Here is a 17304-nt window from a genome sequence, read left to right on the forward strand (position 1 = left end):
TTTCTATTTTGTATTAAGAAGATTAAAAGCAGCGACTGTTTTTGCTTTATTCACAAGTTCAGTTAGAATAGCTAGGCGATTATTCTTAACATCAACATCCTCTGCCATAACCATTGTATTATCAAAGAAAGCATCAATAACTGGACTAAGAGCAAATAATTGCTCTAATTTATCACTAGCTGAACCTTTCAATTCTAAGCTTTCTACAGCTTGAGCTAGTGCTTTTTCTTGTTCATTTTCAAAGAGGCTAGTATCAACTTTGACTGAGCCTTCTGCTTTTTCCGCTAGGTTGAAGGCACGAGATAATGATTCAACTGATGATTTGTAGTTTTCAGTTTTTGCAGCTTCAGTTAAGGCTTCTGCTGCTTCAATCATATCTGCAACAACAAAGTTTGAACTTGCAAGAACAGCTTCCTTAATATCTTTTGCAGTAGAACCCATCATCTTATCAACACGAGCTTTGATAAAGTTAAGCACTTCTTCTTGATTATCGTAAGTTAGGCTATCAAATGATAAAGCATAAAGGCTAGCAATCAATTCGTCCATTGGAATATTCCATCCAAAGTCTTCCAAGATACGGACAATCCCTTGTGTTGCACGACGAAGAGCATAAGGGTCATTTGAACCAGATGGAATCAAGCCAACAGAGAAGAAGGACAAAAGAGTATCCAATTTATCAGCTAGTGCAAGGATTGCTCCGACTTTAGATTCAGGAAGAGCACCGTCTGCTGAATCAGGAAGATAGTGCTCACGAATAGCTTGTGCCACTGCTGCGTTCTCACCAGCGAGAAGAGCATATTTCTCTCCCATGATCCCTTGAAGCTCATCAAATTCACCAACCATACCGGTTAAGAGGTCAAATTTATAAATGGCTGCAGCACGAGCAAGATAAATAGTTTCATCAACTGATAAACCTGCTTTTTCTGCCAAAAGGATAGCAATTTTTCCAGTACGAATCATGTGTTCACGTAATGAACCAATCTTTTCATGGAAGGTTACATGTGATAATTTAGCTACAAGATCTTCAATCTTCAATTTTTGGTCTTCACGCCAGAAAAATTCACCATCTTCAAGACGCGCAACTAAGACTTTCTCATTTCCTCGGATAACATTATCCAAATACTCTGCATTTCCGTTACGGACAGAAATAAAGTTTGGTTTTAGATTTCCATCAAGGTCACGAACTACAAAGTAGCGTTGATGAGTCTCCATTGAAGTGACCAAAACTTCTTCTGGAACCTCTAGGTACTTAGGATCAAAATTCCCCATGAAGGCAGTTGGGTATTCAACCAAATTCAGAACTTCATTCAAGAGTCCTTCATCAATTTGTACCTGAACACCTTCTTCAGCTTCAATAGCCTTAATTTGCTCACGAATCATATTTTCGCGTTCAGTGCTATCAGCAATAACATAAACTTTGCGCAGGTCTTCTTCATAGCTGTCAGCATGCTGAATTTCTACTTCGTGACCAAGGAAACGATGTCCACGGCTAACTCTTCCTGAATGAATATCTAAGAAATCCATATCGAGTGCCACATCATCCAAAAGAACTGTCAACGTATGGACTGGACGGATATATTCAAAGGTATTGTTTGCCCAGTGCATACTTACTGGGAAGCTTAAGCTAGCCAATACTTCTGGAATTCCAGCCAAAACTTCCTCAGCTGGTTTTCCAGCTTCATGCTTAGTTACGTAGACATATTCTTCACCTTTGATTTCACGGAATTCGATATCATCTACAGTCAAGCCTTTACCACGGACAAACCCTTGCGCTGCTTTAGAAAAGTTTCCTTCTGCATCCAAAGCAATTTTTTTAGAAGGTCCTTTAAAATCTTCAGTCAAATCCGTTTGTTGGTCTGCCAAGCCAAGTACGCGAACAGCCAAATGACGTGGAGTTGAAAAAGTTTGAATTCCTTCGTATGAAAGGCGGTTATTATCCAAAAAGGCTGCCATTTTTTCACCTAGTTGTTTTTCACTTGGTGTGACAACGTAGGCTGGTAACTCTTCGAGTCCTAGTTCTACTAATAAATTTTTTGCCATGTTTTTTCCTTTACAAAATTTCTTCTTTTTGATAGGCACCTTAGATACTGGGGACGTTGCTAACTAACTTTGTGAGGCTGTATGAAAATCTGATGCCTCCTTGACATAGATTTCCAACAGTCTCATCAAAGTGGATTTAGCTAACTAATTTTTGAACCTAAAGTTTCAAAAATCCCCATATAGCAGTACGGCGGTGCCTATCCCTATAGCAAGTCTTCGACTTGCCTCTGGGTGCCATACGGGCTCACTTTGTTCGCCCTTTTTCTATTCTTGTAACTGTTTTTATTCTTCCTCTTCTGCTAAGAGTTTTGCACGTGTTGCTTCATCAAGAAGTGGGTATCCGAGTTTCTTGCGTTCTGCCACGAATGTTTTAGCTACGACACGGGCCAAGTTACGGATACGAGCGATATAACCTGCACGTTCTGTAACGGATACTGCTCCACGAGCATCAAGCAAGTTGAAGGTGTGTGAACATTTCAAAACGTAGTCATAGGCAGGGTGAACAAGACCCAATTCCAAGGCACGTCCTGCTTCTTTTTCAAATTTCTCAAAGTTTTCAAGAAGCATATCTTGATCAGAAACTTCAAAGCTGTATTTTGAATGCTCGTATTCTGGTTGAAGGAAGATTTCTCCGTATTTAACACCTGGAGCCCACTCAATATCATAAACTGAGTCTACTTCTTGGATGTAAGAAGCCAAACGTTCCAATCCGTAAGTAACCTCAGCAGTAACAGGACCAGTTGCCAAGCCACCGACTTGTTGGAAGTAAGTGAATTGAGTAATTTCCATACCGTCAAGCCAAACTTCCCATCCAAGACCAGCTGAACCAGTTGATGGATTTTCCCAGTTATCTTCAACGAAACGAATATCGTGTTCCAAAGGATTGATACCCAATTTTTCCAATGACTCTAGGTAGAGCTCTTGAATGTTTGATGGTGATGGTTTCATCACCACTTGGAATTGATGGTGTTGGTAAAGACGGTTTGGATTTTCCCCGTAACGACCGTCTGCTGGACGACGTGATGGCTCTACATAAGCTGCATTCCATGGCTCAGGACCAATGGCACGAAGGAAAGTGTAAGGGCTCATGGTTCCCGCACCTTTTTCATTATCATAAGCCTGCATCAGCATACAACCCTGATCATTCCAGTATTGTTGCAAAGTAAGGATGATTTCCTGGAAAGTCAATTTTTTAGACATTGTTTACTCCTTTAATTTATATTATCTTCTTAGATTTATTTATCAAGCAACCAAGAAAAGGCTGGGTCCTGAAAAATATGACGTTTAGGAACAGTTTGTAAATTCTGATCGCATTCATCTATTGTACCTAATTTCAAAGCACAGACTTCTGGTATATTTTCTTGAACAGTGAAAATTTGACTATGACAGTTCTGGCAGTAATAACGCTGTTTTCCTGGAGAAGAACTATAGGAAACAAGCTTTTCTTTTCCATGCAATACTAGCTTTTCACTGCTAACTTTAGCATTAACTGTATAGGCAGACGCAGTTGCTTTCCGACAAAATGAGCAATGACAAAAAACTAATTCCGATAATTCCTCATCTAGAGTGTAGGTCACTGCTTTACATAAACAAGATCCTTTAAGCATTATGCTCCTTTCTACTTAGGCATTAGACGAATTCAAAAAGAACCGAATTTCAACACCCAAGCCTTGCGACTAGGGGCGTCAGAAACGCGGTTCCACCCTAATTTATTACTTCATTATTTTTTAAAATTTACCAAAAGCGCCACACTCATCTCTCAACCACCTGACTCTCACTATCTCAGGCTCGCTTGGGATTTACTGATAAGATATTCTTTCTTGTCGTCTATTATATCAAAAAGGAATAAAAAAGTAAAATTATTTTATCATCACCCTTGTATTTTTCTCAGTATTAATTCTTACTGATCTTTCCAATTCTTTAGAATATTATCAATAGCATTCACTGATCGTATTCCTGAAACTAAAAGTACAAACTTCAATGACACATTTCTATAAGAAGAGCTGATAAAAATACACAATGATAATTTATTGACGATATGATCTTCTACTTTCTAGAAGCATTTCTAAATACTTCTTCGTTATTATGGAAAAATTTCTCTTTCTTGCGACTGAAAAATTACTTACAGAATAGACTACAATCGGATATCCATCTTTTGCGATAGTTTTTTTCAATAAGAAAATTTTTTCATACCTTGTACCTAGATGATCCCCCCCTCTTCTTGAACGATTTCAAATCTATCTATCCAGTTTTCGTCATATGTCGATTTTGACTGAAGGACTAGTCCTTCTGTGTCTATTCACATATTAAAGCAATAGCAAAGCCTTTTAGAATCAAGCTGACTTCACTGTTTTATCGTCAACCTTCAAGTCAGATTCTCACTAAGTCTTAACTAAATCATTTCAAAAAATGAGAGAATCTCCTAGTTCAACTATTAATCATTATCAAAACTAAACCTTCCAAAAGAAGTTCTGTTCACTCACTAGGACCTTAGAGACTTGAATATCTTGGCATGCAATCTCAATTAACATACTTGATAAAGTAATTGTAGCTTGTATCATATTGTTTTTCTCGGCGATAAGTCTAATCTCATGCACAGTGTGAGACATGAGATTTTCAAAAGGAATATCTTTCATATTGAAATTTCTTGTGCCAGTCTCACTTTTCCAACATGTCCAACCAGCGTCCGTCTCATAGTTTACCTTAAAGCAACGGTAGAAAACAATCTCCCAGCAATACTGATCCGATTGTCCATTTTCAACTTCAATATAGAGTCTACATTCATCTCCAAAAAATGAAGCTCTAAAGTCTAATGCATAGGCGTCCCAGTAGTTCGTACCCTCAATCTCTTCCTGTAGTTTTAAAATGTCCACTAGTCCCTCCCCTTCAATTTTTTTAATTAAAATCTAATAAAAAATGTATACATCTATAGAATAAACGAGAAACACTTGCTAAATCATTACATTTCTAGTTTGTTCATCATGTAATGTTACTGTCCTTTTATAGTCTTTTGAAAAAATTCTAGGTAAATGATTTCTAAAATGCTTTAGATTTTCTAATTGAGTTTTGACATAGAATTGACATCGATGGAGCCCCTCGTCATTATCTGCTACTTCCATATCCACTTCAATATTTAACTCTTCTCTTACATTAATAGGTGCAAAAGTGAAAACAAAATAACCACTTCCACCAACCCTATCATCTCCAAAAATGATCTTTCTTGCTAGATTAGGATTTTCTATATAATCATCCATGTCCAGTAATACCTTCGTCATCTCATCCTCAAAGAGATAGCACACTTGGTAAATTGTTAGAAACTTTGTTTTACAAGTAAGCCTAACTTCGCAAAACTTTTCCGATTCATCCAACCACTCACTTCGTAGTACTATATTATCCAATTTCTTCCCTCCTCTACACAATGACATATAACACATCACTCTATATTATAAAATTTAACAATAAAAATATGACCATAGATAGGTTATTCAGCCTTTAGCATTTAAACAAATGGTTTCCATGATAGTTTAATAAGTCAGATTTTATTTACGGCTGTATTCAAAATGATGACATTTCAAAAATCTACAAAATCAGTTTATTTTTTTTACACCTTAGAGTTATATGAAATAATAAAAATCGGAGTTTCAATAATTTGAATGGTTCATTGGATTTAAAAAATTCTTAGAAAATCCTTCTTCAGATACTTTTTACAACTACATTTTTACCTTCCTCAAGTGCGAATCTAAAACAAGTTAACATGACTTCAAATAAATCACTGCCTGAACTAGTTATAAAATATTGAGATAAATTTGTGATATGGGAAGCAATTTGATTTCCCCAAGGAGGAGTGACTGACAAATCTTCAAAATCCCATATGATGTCGTGAGGTGGAAATTTTTTCAACTCTTCTTGAATAGATAACAACTCTGCTATTCCACTCTCAATATCTTCCAAAGGAATATCGCCAAAATAAAGTTTATTCATGATAACGGGATACTTACTTCCCCAGTCATTATTCTCTAACTGAACATAAATAGTCGAAAAGAATGAATTAAAAAAGCTCCCTTCTCCTACTGTCCACCAATTATAACCTACCATTAAGCCTACAGACATAAAATCCACCTCCAAATTATTCTTAAATATTACTTCTACATCAACAGATGTCCTATCATTGTTAATAAAATCATCTGTCTACTGAAGATTAGCAAATGCTATCCCCTTTTTTCTATCTATTATGCACTATCTCTAGCAACTTGTCTTTCCAATCTTTATGGTCGAGATCAAACTTTTATACATCTATGCTTTAATTGTCAATATCCTATTCAATCTTTAATTTCCTTTGATTTCCTAGGAGAGCATGTTTACAGATAAATAAGATTGTTGATTACTTTAGTCGTGTCTGACTAATTTATCTCTTAAACTTCCTCTAATAATCTTAACTGTAACCAATGGCATCGTACTAGTAATTTTAACGATTAGATGGAATTTTTACTCGGATTTTAAAACTATCTGATATTCCTTTAAATCCCAGAAAGAAATATTGGCGAACATCAGTAAAAATAATAGAAACGACTATCAGTCTATCTTCCTATCTATCATTACTGAGCATAATCCCTACTTTTTTAATCCAATAGATTCTTTAAAATATACTAGCCGTCTATTCTTTTTAGTAGAAACTCTATAAAATCGCTAGCATAGTATTCTCCATCTCTAAAAACTGCTAACTCATCGGTCAAACTTTCCTGTTTTTGAAAATAAAACATGCCATCTTCTCCTTCACAGATGACTAATTGTTCAGAATTACTAAACCCTTCTTCTCGGTTCAGTTCATTTATGTATACGATATCCCTGCCTACAACACTATCAAAATCTAATCCATAGATACTGAATATTTCTTCTCCATAAATTTCTCCACCCATATAGTTTTTAAGCCACCATTTATAGCTTTCAGGAAAAATAAAATGTAATCTTTCCTCAGCTTTTGTAATCCATTCATCAGAAAGCCCCTCTCCAAATGGTCCGAAGTCCACACCATCAGTAGAAGCAATCTTCTTTTTTAATTCATCAATCATAATCCACCTTTATTTATTTAAATTTTTTGAACTATTAGCATTTGTCCAACCTGTCTAGCAATCATCTAGTCCTTATATATGCTTGTATTTATATCATATCAAACAATTAGTATTAATCTAGCAGATATACATTGAATGTTTTTCTTTTTCCATCAACTATGTATCTTTCAGCATCTTCTTTCCACCATGAAACTGTATCAGATAATATTTCTAAAAAAGTATTTTTAGAGTTTGCATCCTTGATAAAAAGATCATTTGAATTGTTTATAAAAATATTAATCCTCTCTGGATGTATATAATTAGAACGCTGGAGTCGATCAGATAATGCATCCCAATTACCATCTTGGAGATCATCAATATTAAAACTGTTCGCTAATATCTCTATCGCATCTCTTTCACTTTGTACTTTTTTTCCATCAATATTTAGATTGAAATCATTAAAGGATTTAACCATTAAATAGTTTTTCTCTAACTTTGTTATTCTTCTATAAACATTCACTTAAAGTTCCCCTTCATAAACTGTTTAAAAATTTTTTCAAATTCATACTAGTATCACTTTTTTATCCAGCACTCCGCAACTCTAGTAGTTCTTGTTGGCCTTTCTCCATCCCCATTCAAGCATTACTTTATATATTTTCAGGCATAATCTAAGGGTTTATTTTTTTATCAAAGAAAAAGGAATCTAGCAATAGATTAGCCATTCTTCATCTCTTACCAATACCCTATTTGCCCTCGAACTTTATTACATGTGACAAACTAATGTACTTAACGATAACAGTTCTAACTACCAGGTTTTATTGGTTTACTTGTTGAACTATCGCAACTAAAGTATTCAAGTCTATTACTAGAATCTCTGTTTTTTAACAATTTGGTTAGTCTTGAACAGCGCCTTCATAAACTAATAAATAGGCATTGTAATTCAAAGTATTTATAACCTTATAACTTGACAAAATAGATTGGGCAAGCCCCATAAATCCACCATTTAGGACTTGATAGACAAAATGATTTTCGGGATGGATAGTAGTTATATCTAACTCATATTCCGATTCAATTGAACGTAAATCCAGTCCTTCATCAATCAATCTAAAAGCAACATAATCGTCACATTTTATAAGTTTATCACTAATTTTAAAATAGAGTTCACTATCATTGGTTAAACTAGCTTCTACATAATATAAACCTTCCTCAATGTTTCCTACTTCACTTATTTTCAAGGGGACGCCCGATATTTTTTGCTCTTCAGTAGCTGTTTTTTCAAATTTAAATGTCAAGGAAACATTTATGAGTATTTCCATCATACCTTTATTAGAAAGGAAAACATAATGATTAAAATCATCAGCTGACCATATACCACAAGATCGATAACTAACTTCTTTCGATAATTTACTATCAAAAACTTGGTAGATTCCATAGCCATCAAGTTCATATTCTTTATTATATAGTTCACTATACTTTTTACTAACAAACGATAGATACTTAATATAATTAACTGATAAATTGAATGTCTGGGTTCCATCAAATATCTGAACTATATCTGCATCTTGGGTTTCATGAGCAATCTGAAAGGCAAAATCCATGTACTCTGAAGAAATCGTATCCGTAAATAATTTTATTACTCTACACACTTTCATACCTCAATATCTCATTTTTATATCTCAATCATCAATTCGCTAGATTATCTGATATCTAAAAACGTAAATCAGTTCTCTGACTATCATAATAGCTTGTGCATCAATTGTCAAGTTCAGCTTTCTCTCAAACTTATTCTATCTGAGCTATAAGTAAACTTTATATGACACCATAAGTAAAAAAATCTCCTGAAGAATAAATTCCTCAAGAGATTTTAGATTGATTTAACTCATAATCCTATGTCATCAAAAATCTAAACCGATAATTATCCATTCATCTACATAATCCCAAAAAGGTATCGGATATTCTGGCAACTCATCCTTTGACCAAAATACACCTCCTTCATCTATTGGTTTAGACAAGTCTAATACGAGATACGTTCCCATACCATTGCTAAAAAAATTGTAATAACTGGAAATGTCATTTGTTAACTGTTCCTCAAATTCCCAATCATAATCAGCTATTGGTTCAATCATATCTAGATCGTCTAAGCCCATGCTTTTACTGGTAAAATCATTAAAACCTGCATGAATGTGTGTATAGAAATCACGGATACTTCCGTCAAGTTCTAGTTTGGACTGATTAAAGTGATCTGTAAACTCTTGGTCCGAAATCGGCATTTTGCCCTCATAAAAAACCAAGCTATTGCTTTGATACGTTCTAATCGAATAAAGCAATGAGTAATTGTTTCCAATTTTGATAAGATCTATATCTTCTGAAAATTCCTCTAGATATGAGATTGTATTGCTGAGTTCCTCAGCTAGATATTTTTTCCATTCTCCTAGGATGATTTGTTTTCTTTTAGAAAAATCTGATGTTTGAAACGCATCCCGCCAATATTGTGGAATAGGATGATTGGACAGATTTTCAAAATTAGATAAAATCTCGACCATCTCTCCAGATGGCACATATTTCTTTAAAAAATTTAATTTTTATTCATAAACTACCTCCAATTTATTTATCATAGATAAAGTTATCTATCATGCTCTGAAGTTTCCTTTCTAAGATTACTTCTTTTCTTATCAAATCCCTCCAAAGTAACAAATTTTTTCTTTGGGAATATATGATCAGATTCTATTTTCTTAGTAATGACATTTCCTGGTATTGTAAAATCATTCATCGGCAGACCAATCCCTTTATTGACTCTCATTCAAAGATCTGATATGGAGGAGCATTATCTCTAAATTCTATATTCTGCAGCAGATAATTTATTTTTCCAATATCGTGCTTTAGATATTAAAGTACACGATTAACCGCAAACATTTAGAAATTTTCTACTGTCATTGGTAGATGCTTCGTCATCGCAATATCAGCCTAAGGAGCTTCAACTATTTGAATATTACTACTCCACTACTGACCATTACCCGACAGTCTCACTCTCATAATCACACATATATATCAAAGCGTTCTATGGAGTTCTATTATCAAAATATTTGGCACTTCCATTCCGAAATATTTCAATTCTTCTAGTATCGTATTTATGATTATCAATTTCAGAATAAATCCAAACAGGATAATCATCATCATGTTACCAATAAGTTCGATAGTATTCCATTATTGGCCCCCCGTCTGATTTTTATCATTAAAAAGTTGTAATGTTTTTTCAAAATCATTTTTTGAAATTTCTATTACGGTAATTTCCTCACTATCGTTGATAGATTCTAAATCTTCATCGGTAGGAAATTCACCCAACTCAAAGGGAGTATTAGCATCATAATAACTAATTTTTCCATCTAAAAAAATTTCTAGTTTTCTAATCTCATCCCCCTGATTATCAACTTCTGAAAATATCCATGTTGCATATTCGAGAGATGACTGCTCCCAATAAGTTCTATAATATTTCATTAGCTTCCTCCTAATTTTCACCATAATTTACAATACGATTTGTTATATCAAGAGAAGATTCACTAGGCGAATGGATTCCCTGTCGTGTCTGTAGTTTTTAATGATTATCGCAAAGTTCAAACTACTCAGTTTCTTCTAATAAGGAGGGATTAATAATTAATTCTCTTTCAATTGCCATTCCGATTCCACTGATGGTTGTTATTCCATGTATCCCTAATAATTTAGGCTCTTTATCCAATAATTCCCCAGTCTCTTTACAGAAAAAGTTACCTTTACAATGAATACTATAGAATCCAAAATCCAGCTTTTTCTCTTCCTCTGTTAAGGGAATATTAGCGATAGTATGGAAATATCCTTTTTTCCAATATGCATCACCTACAATAGCAGGTGGAATTAACAAGTTAGAATAATCTGGCTTGTATTTATCAATATTTTTTTCATGAGTATTTCCTTTAAAGATAAATACAACATGTTTCCCTTCCACAAAAGTATCCCGAACTTTTCTAACTATATTAGCAACTAGCACTTTACCATAAAAGTAGATTCCCTCCCTAGGAGACACAAGAAATACATCTCCCACTTTTGGAATTGACCTGCTTTTTTTAATCACTTTTAGTTGATGAGTAGCTGCCTTTGTATCATAAAAGTCATCTAACTCCTTCTGAATTTCTAAATTTAAACTTTCATAACGTTCTTTTCTTCTTAAAGCTATTAGATTTGTATTCATTATTCATTTCCTCCATTAAGATATTTTTCACCATTCCATGCATTAGATACCGTCTTTTTAACATAGTTCCAGCCTTTTTGATACTGTTCCAGAAGTGCACACTCGGGTCGGTATAGTTGACGGGGTTGTTCTGCACATAGCTGTAGCGGTTCTGGCTGAGAGGTTCTGTGTCCTCACCTGGGTAACTATCCTCGGTTAAGAAAGCACCTCCCTGACTATCATAATATCTTGCTCGTAAATAGTCAAGTCCGGTATCGTCACGATCCTCGCCGTTATAGGCAAATGGCTGAGCTGTTGGGTCTGTGCTTGTCTTTCTTGCCCCAGAGAGATTATAGCTGATGGTGATAGTATAAAACTCTCGATGAAAAATTTCTTCGAGAGTTTTTAATGATTATCGCAAAGTTCAAACTACTCAGTTTCTTCTAATAAGGAGGGATTAATAATTAATTCTCTTTCAATTGCCATTCCGATTCCACTGATGGTTGTTATTCCATGTATCCCTAATAATTTAGGCTCTTTATCCAATAATTCCCCAGTCTCTTTACAGAAAAAGTTACCTTTACAATGAATACTATAGAATCCAAAATCCAGCTTTTTCTCTTCCTCTGTTAAGGGAATATTAGCGATAGTATGGAAATATCCTTTTTTCCAATATGCATCACCTACAATAGCAGGTGGAATTAACAAGTTAGAATAATCTGGCTTGTATTTATCAATATTTTTTTCATGAGTATTTCCTTTAAAGATAAATACAACATGTTTCCCTTCCACAAAAGTATCCCGAACTTTTCTAACTATATTAGCAACTAGCACTTTACCATAAAAGTAGATTCCCTCCCTAGGAGACACAAGAAATACATCTCCCACTTTTGGAATTGACCTGCTTTTTTTAATCACTTTTAGTTGATGAGTAGCTGCCTTTGTATCATAAAAGTCATCTAACTCCTTCTGAATTTCTAAATTTAAACTCTCAAAATGTTCTTTTCTTCTTAAAGCTATTAGATTTGTATTCATTATTCATTTCCTACATTAAGATATTTTTCACCATTTCATGCATTAGAGACCGTCTTTTTAACATAGTTCCAACCTTTTTTGATACTGTTCCAGAAGTACCCACTCGGGTCGGTGTAGTTGACGGGGTTGTTCTGCACATAGCTGTAGCGGTTCTGGCTGAGAGGCTCTGTGTCCTCACCTGGGTAGCTATCCTCGGTTAAGAAAGTACCTCCCTGACTATCATAATATCTTGCGCGTAAATAGTCAAGTCCAGTATCGTCACGGGCTTCGCTGTTATAGGCAAAGGCCTGACCTGTTGTGTCTGTGCTTGTCTTTCTTGCCCCAGAGAAGTTATAGCTGATTGATGCGACGGCTTTTCCATCCTTGGTCAAACCTGTCACAGAGCCCGACTATTTTCCAAGTAGTTGTAGCTGTCACCTGTTTGGTTGTTGAGGTAGCTAGCTCGAACCTGACCATAGCTATAGGTTTCTAGAGCCTTGACATCATGGTCATAGGTTTCAAGGACTTCTATATGTTCACGATTGATATCATTGACATAGTTGCGTTCCTCGTAGTAGTTGTAGGTATCCTCTCGTATGGTATAAGGGATGAGGACATCCTGAACCTGACTGGCATAGGTTACTTCTCCCTGTCCAGGTAGGTTCCCAAGTTCTGGTGGATTGACGACGATTCCTTCCTTAGTTTCTCGACCCTTAGCCACTTTCTGGTGGTAGGCTCTCAACACATTGTCAAAGATGCTGTGCCAGATGCTTCCTACTGTCTGTGGTAGGGTGGATAGGGATTGGAGGACATTCTGGCTAAAGCCATACCAGAAGAGGGAGTTTTCTTCCCCACTTGGAGCTGTATATGGCGACTTACGACCTGACTTATCTCTACCTGCATGCGTTACCTGATCCCCAGATTGAGTATCCTCGGCTTTGCGTTGGAAGAGTTGATAGGTGTACTTGCCTTCCTTGCGGCTAGCAGTGAAAACACGATTCTCATCTCCGTCGTAAAGTGCAGCCATGAGAAGACCCTTCTTGTTCTTGATCGCAAGCAGGCAGTTCTCGGTGTCGTAGATGTAGTCTAGCTTTTCTGAGTTCTTCTCAAAAGCGATGTTTATAGCAACATAGTCAGCTAGCAGTAAACTTTATAGTGAACCATAAGTAAAATCTCCTGAAGAAAATCTTCAAGAGATTTATTGATTTTAATTAACAGATTGTCTACTAATCCACATAAATGCACATGCCTTCTAATAATCCCTTAGCTTCCTTAAAGCCCTCTAATCCATATTTAGATAAGATTTCTACATCATCAGCCAGTCTGATATCTTGTTGCGGATTAGACACTTTTTCTTTGAATAACTTTACAACTAAATTCAACTCCGCTGTATTCATATCATAGTAATTTTTCCAATGCTCTAAACCGATTTCAAAAGAAGAGAGTTGAGGAATCAAAATATCTCCACCGTTAGAGAATATATCCTTCCAACTATCATTAGATTCTAACTCATTCCCGTTATTCCAGAAACAAGCTGTAATAACTGGGAGAATTTCTCCATTCCTTTCATCCAATAGATATTGCAAGGTCTCTTCCTCAGCCAATCGAAAATTTTGAACTGGACAATTTTCAAAATAGTATGTATAAGGAAGGAAATGGCTTAAACGTTCACTATTATCAGACCGAATAGCACATACACAAACATCATTTTGAAACGTAACAGTTCCTCGACTGCCAAAACCATCCTGAACGGAATAACTAGCCCCGTCCCAAGAGTGCTCAAAAGATAGTTCTGGAAATTTAGCAGACATAACTGCGCAAGAAATACTTGCTAAATAACATCCTTCATATAAAGTCTTTACATTTACATCATAAGACATCTCAATCACCTCCTGAATCATCATCAGATTTCATTCTATTCTCAAATCTAGGAAAAAACTGTGCATTAGCATAGCTATTAGAACCACCTTTGGTTTTAGGAATAATATGATCTATTTGCCACTCGTTATGTTTACCAGCTTTTTGAGGTTTATATAAAATTTCTACAGGTAAGTCTGAACGAACTACTCCACCATTTCTTACCCTATTCTCTTTTATAATGAATTCCTTTTGAATCGCATCACTTATTGTTTCACCTACTGTATCACTCCATTTTAGAATGAAATGTGTTAACTACTTTTAGTATTCTCTGAAAAGGTAACAACATTCTAATTTCCACTTTTAATAATTCTAAGATACTCTTCACCGTCTTTTGTACTACTTATTCAGTCAGTAATCCTTTTTTAAAATATATAATGTTTCTCAAATCATTTGTCCACTCCACTATTTCATCATTACTCCATGTAATAAACAATATGATTTGAGATATTTGAAAATTAGTTGATACATTGTTCTTCACGTCAAGTCCCTAATTCGGTTTTATAAAAAACAACTATTGGTTCTTCAGTATAATATAATTAAAATTCCATCTGTATTTACGTAATGTGTAAAAAACAGCTCACAAAAAGTAGAAGCTAAAGAGTTTAACGAGACAGTGTCATTCCCACATAATTTCGTTATTATATTTACTTATAAAAGAATAGATTATTTGCGGATTCATAAATAAATAAACAATCTGGTCATATAGATTTTTATTCATGCCGAAATCCCCGCCTAAAAAGTGTAACTCAATGGTTCCAGCATCTGTATTCATCTCTAAATCTTCAAATTTCTTCATCTTACTTTTACGGAAGTAAGAATCTAAAAATTTTTCCCAATTATAACCATTCATGTAAATTCCAAAATGTACTTCAATATAATTTGAAATTTCTCTAACCAATTTGTCTCCAATATCTATCGTAATTATACCTTCATCATTTTTTATGAAACTATCAATTTTTTTGTAGACAGATTATCATTCTTTAATACAAAATTAGGAATAATAGATGGATTCATAATTAATGAACGGTTAATTTCAGCAGCTACTCCTGTAATTGTACAAAGTCCGTACATTCCTAAAATCTGAGGTTCATGTTCTAAACGCTCTCCACTTGAAGTACAAAATGAATCTCCTAAAGGATGAATCTTATAGAATCCTATCTCCAGTTTTTTCTCTTCTTCACTGAGAGGAGAATGTTTAATTACGTAAAAGTAACCTTTTTCCCAATATTGATTATTAACAATAAAAGGATCCGTCAACAATTCATGATAGTTAGGTTTAAATATTTCGATATCCATAGTATTTCAACATGTTGAAAATATTACGACAACATAGCTTCCACTCATCAGGCTATTGCTTGATACAATGTTTAATTCCATAACTTTCCCCAAAAAATAATATCCTTTTTTGGGGGATAAAACAAACAGATCCCCTTCTTTAGGCAAATCATTACTAGGTTTTATTACTTGGAGTTGATAATCACTCGAATCAAGCTCTTCAAACTTTTTTAATTTTCTTTGTACTTCTTTTGGAAGACTATTAATTTTTTTATCTCTTCTTTCTTTCATCAAGTTATTAAAAATCATAATCTCCACCTATCTATTATTTTGAGCCCACATAATAGCCTCATCATGAAATTTATTTTTTGGACTAATGCTGTTGATCTTATTCAATTTATTTGAGTTACCAATTGGATTTCCTATTAACACTCCATTAAAATCAAAGTACATTTTTTGTTGACAGGCTACTTAATAAATATCCTAATCCAGTTATTAACTTAGAAATTACCAACTAATCAATGAATCTTATAGTATTTTAGGAAAGTAAAGAAAGAGTTTCTAACAAAGAACTAGAATATATTTGCTATAGAAGTAAACATTTCTGCTCTTTTTGATTTTAAATGAGTTTTAGTTATGAACTCGGAGATTAGTTTAAGCAGAAAAGTTACCATTTGGGGATACCTTTACTTCAATGCTAAAGAACATAATCATTGGAAACTAAGAACTATAAGAAGGACCATTGAAACTCTATTTTAAAATTGTGTCGTTCCTTTTTTGTCAAAAAAACACAGGCTAGCGGCTTGGTAGATTTGCAATTGGGATTGGAAAAAATTATACTTGTTTATCTTTAAGATTAACTATCATCACAACTCTAATTTTTATATTCCAATCATCATTCCTGCTAATTTATCTGATGTTTTAATATTTAAATCCGTTCTCTGACTATCATAATAGCTTGTGCATCAATTGTCAAGTTCAGATTTCTCTCAAACTTGTCCTTTACTAGGAATATTTCTCAGATAGATTAGACCAAATCTATATAGTATCTATTTTCGCTTCATAGCACTCATCATTCTATGAAATCGTAAGTAGATGAAGTCAGTTTCAATACCCTAGTAAGATAATTTTTGACCACTACTTGAATCTATGAAATACTTCTTCTCACCTTCGTAAATAAGTATGAGTTCTGTTCCAATAGGCATGTTAAAAATTGATAATACTGCTGGTTCTATTTCAAGAATTGTACTCCAGTCACATATCGACATATTTTCAGCATGTGATAGATATTCTTCTGTATCTATTTCGGATAAAAAACGCCATCCGTTATCTAACTCATTAACACTGTTCTCGCGTAATATCCATTTTATATTGGCCTTATTTTCTAAAATATTATTAGATACTATTGAAGCGCCTAATCCCATTCCTTTATTACTCACATTTATAACCTCTATTTATGTTAGCTAGTTCTTAACTTGAATCAGACAAGACAAACTACTCAAACCCATCACCTTTTATATAGTGGATTGAAATAAGATGTGAACAAAGAGGTTAGGAAAGTCAAATTGATTTCTTAGAATCCATAACGTACTATTCTAAATTCAATCTACTATACAAAACTGTACACTGTGAATTCTAAAAAATGCTAAAAATTGACTTAACTGCTCTGGTAAATTTGTTCAGATTCTATTTCATTTCACTATATATCCCAACCAATAAAAAAACCGAAGCCTAAGCTTCGGTCATTTTTCAGGCTCTATAATATTTGTAGTGGGTAAATCCCCTATAGATATTATGGAGCCTATT

At 34.3% G+C, this 17304-nt stretch carries 23 protein-coding genes and 1 pseudogene; all 24 read right to left on the bottom strand.

What is annotated here, in order from left to right; all coding sequences use genetic code 11:
- Window positions 1–3: 3 nt before the first annotated feature.
- Entirely contained in the window at window positions 4–2040 is a 2037-nt protein-coding gene (gene glyS, locus RQ973_RS00610) for a glycine--tRNA ligase subunit beta (protein ID WP_311522361.1), read from the bottom strand.
- A gap of 282 nt (window positions 2041–2322) precedes the next feature.
- Window positions 2323–3240 (bottom strand): glycine--tRNA ligase subunit alpha, encoded by a 918-nt coding sequence (gene glyQ / locus RQ973_RS00615; RefSeq protein ID WP_000038760.1) that lies wholly within the window; start codon window positions 3238–3240, stop codon window positions 2323–2325.
- A 35-nt stretch (window positions 3241–3275) separates the two neighbouring features.
- A complete protein-coding gene (locus RQ973_RS00620) occupies window positions 3276–3647 on the bottom strand; it encodes a GFA family protein (protein WP_000912012.1) in 372 nt (123 codons plus the stop codon).
- Window positions 3648–4490: 843 nt separating this feature from the next.
- Window positions 4491–4913, bottom strand: a complete 423-nt coding sequence (locus RQ973_RS00625; RefSeq protein WP_311522364.1) for a hypothetical protein — start codon at window positions 4911–4913, stop codon at window positions 4491–4493.
- A gap of 78 nt (window positions 4914–4991) precedes the next feature.
- Window positions 4992–5438, bottom strand: coding sequence for a hypothetical protein (locus RQ973_RS00630; protein ID WP_311522365.1), 447 nt, complete (start codon window positions 5436–5438; stop codon window positions 4992–4994).
- A 295-nt stretch (window positions 5439–5733) separates the two neighbouring features.
- Window positions 5734–6150: an immunity 70 family protein gene (locus tag RQ973_RS00635; RefSeq protein ID WP_311522366.1), complete on the bottom strand. Its 417-nt coding sequence runs from the start codon at window positions 6148–6150 to the stop codon at window positions 5734–5736.
- Window positions 6151–6686: 536 nt separating this feature from the next.
- A complete protein-coding gene (locus RQ973_RS00640; protein WP_311522367.1) occupies window positions 6687–7109 on the bottom strand; it encodes an SMI1/KNR4 family protein in 423 nt (140 codons plus the stop codon).
- 112 nt (window positions 7110–7221) lie between these two features.
- On the bottom strand, window positions 7222–7608 hold the full coding sequence (locus RQ973_RS00645) for a barstar family protein (RefSeq protein WP_311522369.1): 387 nt from the start codon (window positions 7606–7608) through the stop codon (window positions 7222–7224).
- 373 nt (window positions 7609–7981) lie between these two features.
- Window positions 7982–8740: a hypothetical protein gene (locus RQ973_RS00650; protein WP_075231668.1), complete on the bottom strand. Its 759-nt coding sequence runs from the start codon at window positions 8738–8740 to the stop codon at window positions 7982–7984.
- A 243-nt stretch (window positions 8741–8983) separates the two neighbouring features.
- Window positions 8984–9631: a hypothetical protein gene (locus tag RQ973_RS00655; RefSeq protein WP_311522371.1), complete on the bottom strand. Its 648-nt coding sequence runs from the start codon at window positions 9629–9631 to the stop codon at window positions 8984–8986.
- A gap of 80 nt (window positions 9632–9711) precedes the next feature.
- A complete protein-coding gene (locus RQ973_RS00660; protein ID WP_311522372.1) occupies window positions 9712–9858 on the bottom strand; it encodes a hypothetical protein in 147 nt (48 codons plus the stop codon).
- A 288-nt stretch (window positions 9859–10146) separates the two neighbouring features.
- A pseudogene (locus RQ973_RS09445) lies at window positions 10147–10251 on the bottom strand (DUF6881 domain-containing protein); the annotation flags it as partial.
- Between the two features lie 41 nt (window positions 10252–10292).
- The gene (locus tag RQ973_RS00665; RefSeq protein ID WP_311522374.1) at window positions 10293–10583 is read right to left on the bottom strand and encodes a DUF6881 domain-containing protein; all 291 of its coding nucleotides are present in this window, start codon (window positions 10581–10583) and stop codon (window positions 10293–10295) included.
- A gap of 121 nt (window positions 10584–10704) precedes the next feature.
- On the bottom strand, window positions 10705–11310 hold the full coding sequence (locus RQ973_RS00670) for an immunity 26/phosphotriesterase HocA family protein (protein WP_311522375.1): 606 nt from the start codon (window positions 11308–11310) through the stop codon (window positions 10705–10707).
- A complete protein-coding gene (locus RQ973_RS09450) occupies window positions 11267–11680 on the bottom strand; it encodes an RHS repeat-associated core domain-containing protein (protein ID WP_399553130.1) in 414 nt (137 codons plus the stop codon). The genes RQ973_RS00670 and RQ973_RS09450 overlap by 44 nt, the downstream gene beginning before the upstream one ends.
- Window positions 11681–11718: 38 nt before the next feature.
- Entirely contained in the window at window positions 11719–12324 is a 606-nt protein-coding gene (locus tag RQ973_RS00675; protein WP_311522377.1) for an immunity 26/phosphotriesterase HocA family protein, read from the bottom strand.
- Between the two features lie 35 nt (window positions 12325–12359).
- Window positions 12360–12704 carry an RHS repeat-associated core domain-containing protein gene (locus tag RQ973_RS00680; RefSeq protein ID WP_311522378.1) on the bottom strand — a complete coding sequence of 115 codons (345 nt, stop codon included), beginning with the start codon at window positions 12702–12704 and terminating at the stop codon, window positions 12360–12362.
- The gene (locus RQ973_RS00685; RefSeq protein ID WP_311522379.1) at window positions 12701–13330 is read right to left on the bottom strand and encodes a hypothetical protein; all 630 of its coding nucleotides are present in this window, start codon (window positions 13328–13330) and stop codon (window positions 12701–12703) included. The genes RQ973_RS00680 and RQ973_RS00685 overlap by 4 nt, the downstream gene beginning before the upstream one ends.
- A 199-nt stretch (window positions 13331–13529) precedes the next feature.
- The gene (locus tag RQ973_RS00690; RefSeq protein WP_311522381.1) at window positions 13530–14183 is read right to left on the bottom strand and encodes a hypothetical protein; all 654 of its coding nucleotides are present in this window, start codon (window positions 14181–14183) and stop codon (window positions 13530–13532) included.
- A gap of 1 nt (window position 14184) precedes the next feature.
- The gene (locus RQ973_RS09455) at window positions 14185–14463 is read right to left on the bottom strand and encodes an HNH endonuclease signature motif containing protein (protein WP_399553131.1); all 279 of its coding nucleotides are present in this window, start codon (window positions 14461–14463) and stop codon (window positions 14185–14187) included.
- A gap of 376 nt (window positions 14464–14839) precedes the next feature.
- Entirely contained in the window at window positions 14840–15121 is a 282-nt protein-coding gene (locus tag RQ973_RS00695; RefSeq protein WP_371607662.1) for a hypothetical protein, read from the bottom strand.
- Window positions 15122–15162: 41 nt separating this feature from the next.
- Window positions 15163–15519 (bottom strand): Imm26 family immunity protein, encoded by a 357-nt coding sequence (locus tag RQ973_RS00700; protein WP_311522383.1) that lies wholly within the window; start codon window positions 15517–15519, stop codon window positions 15163–15165.
- 6 nt (window positions 15520–15525) lie between these two features.
- Window positions 15526–15807, bottom strand: coding sequence for a hypothetical protein (locus RQ973_RS00705; protein ID WP_311522384.1), 282 nt, complete (start codon window positions 15805–15807; stop codon window positions 15526–15528).
- 806 nt (window positions 15808–16613) lie between these two features.
- Complete coding sequence (locus RQ973_RS00710; protein ID WP_311522385.1) at window positions 16614–16922, bottom strand: DUF2185 domain-containing protein; 309 nt, start codon at window positions 16920–16922, stop codon at window positions 16614–16616.
- Window positions 16923–17304 lie beyond the last annotated feature (382 nt).

The sequence above is a fragment of the uncultured Streptococcus sp. genome (genome assembly GCF_963511325.1).
GTDB lineage: Bacteria > Bacillota > Bacilli > Lactobacillales > Streptococcaceae > Streptococcus.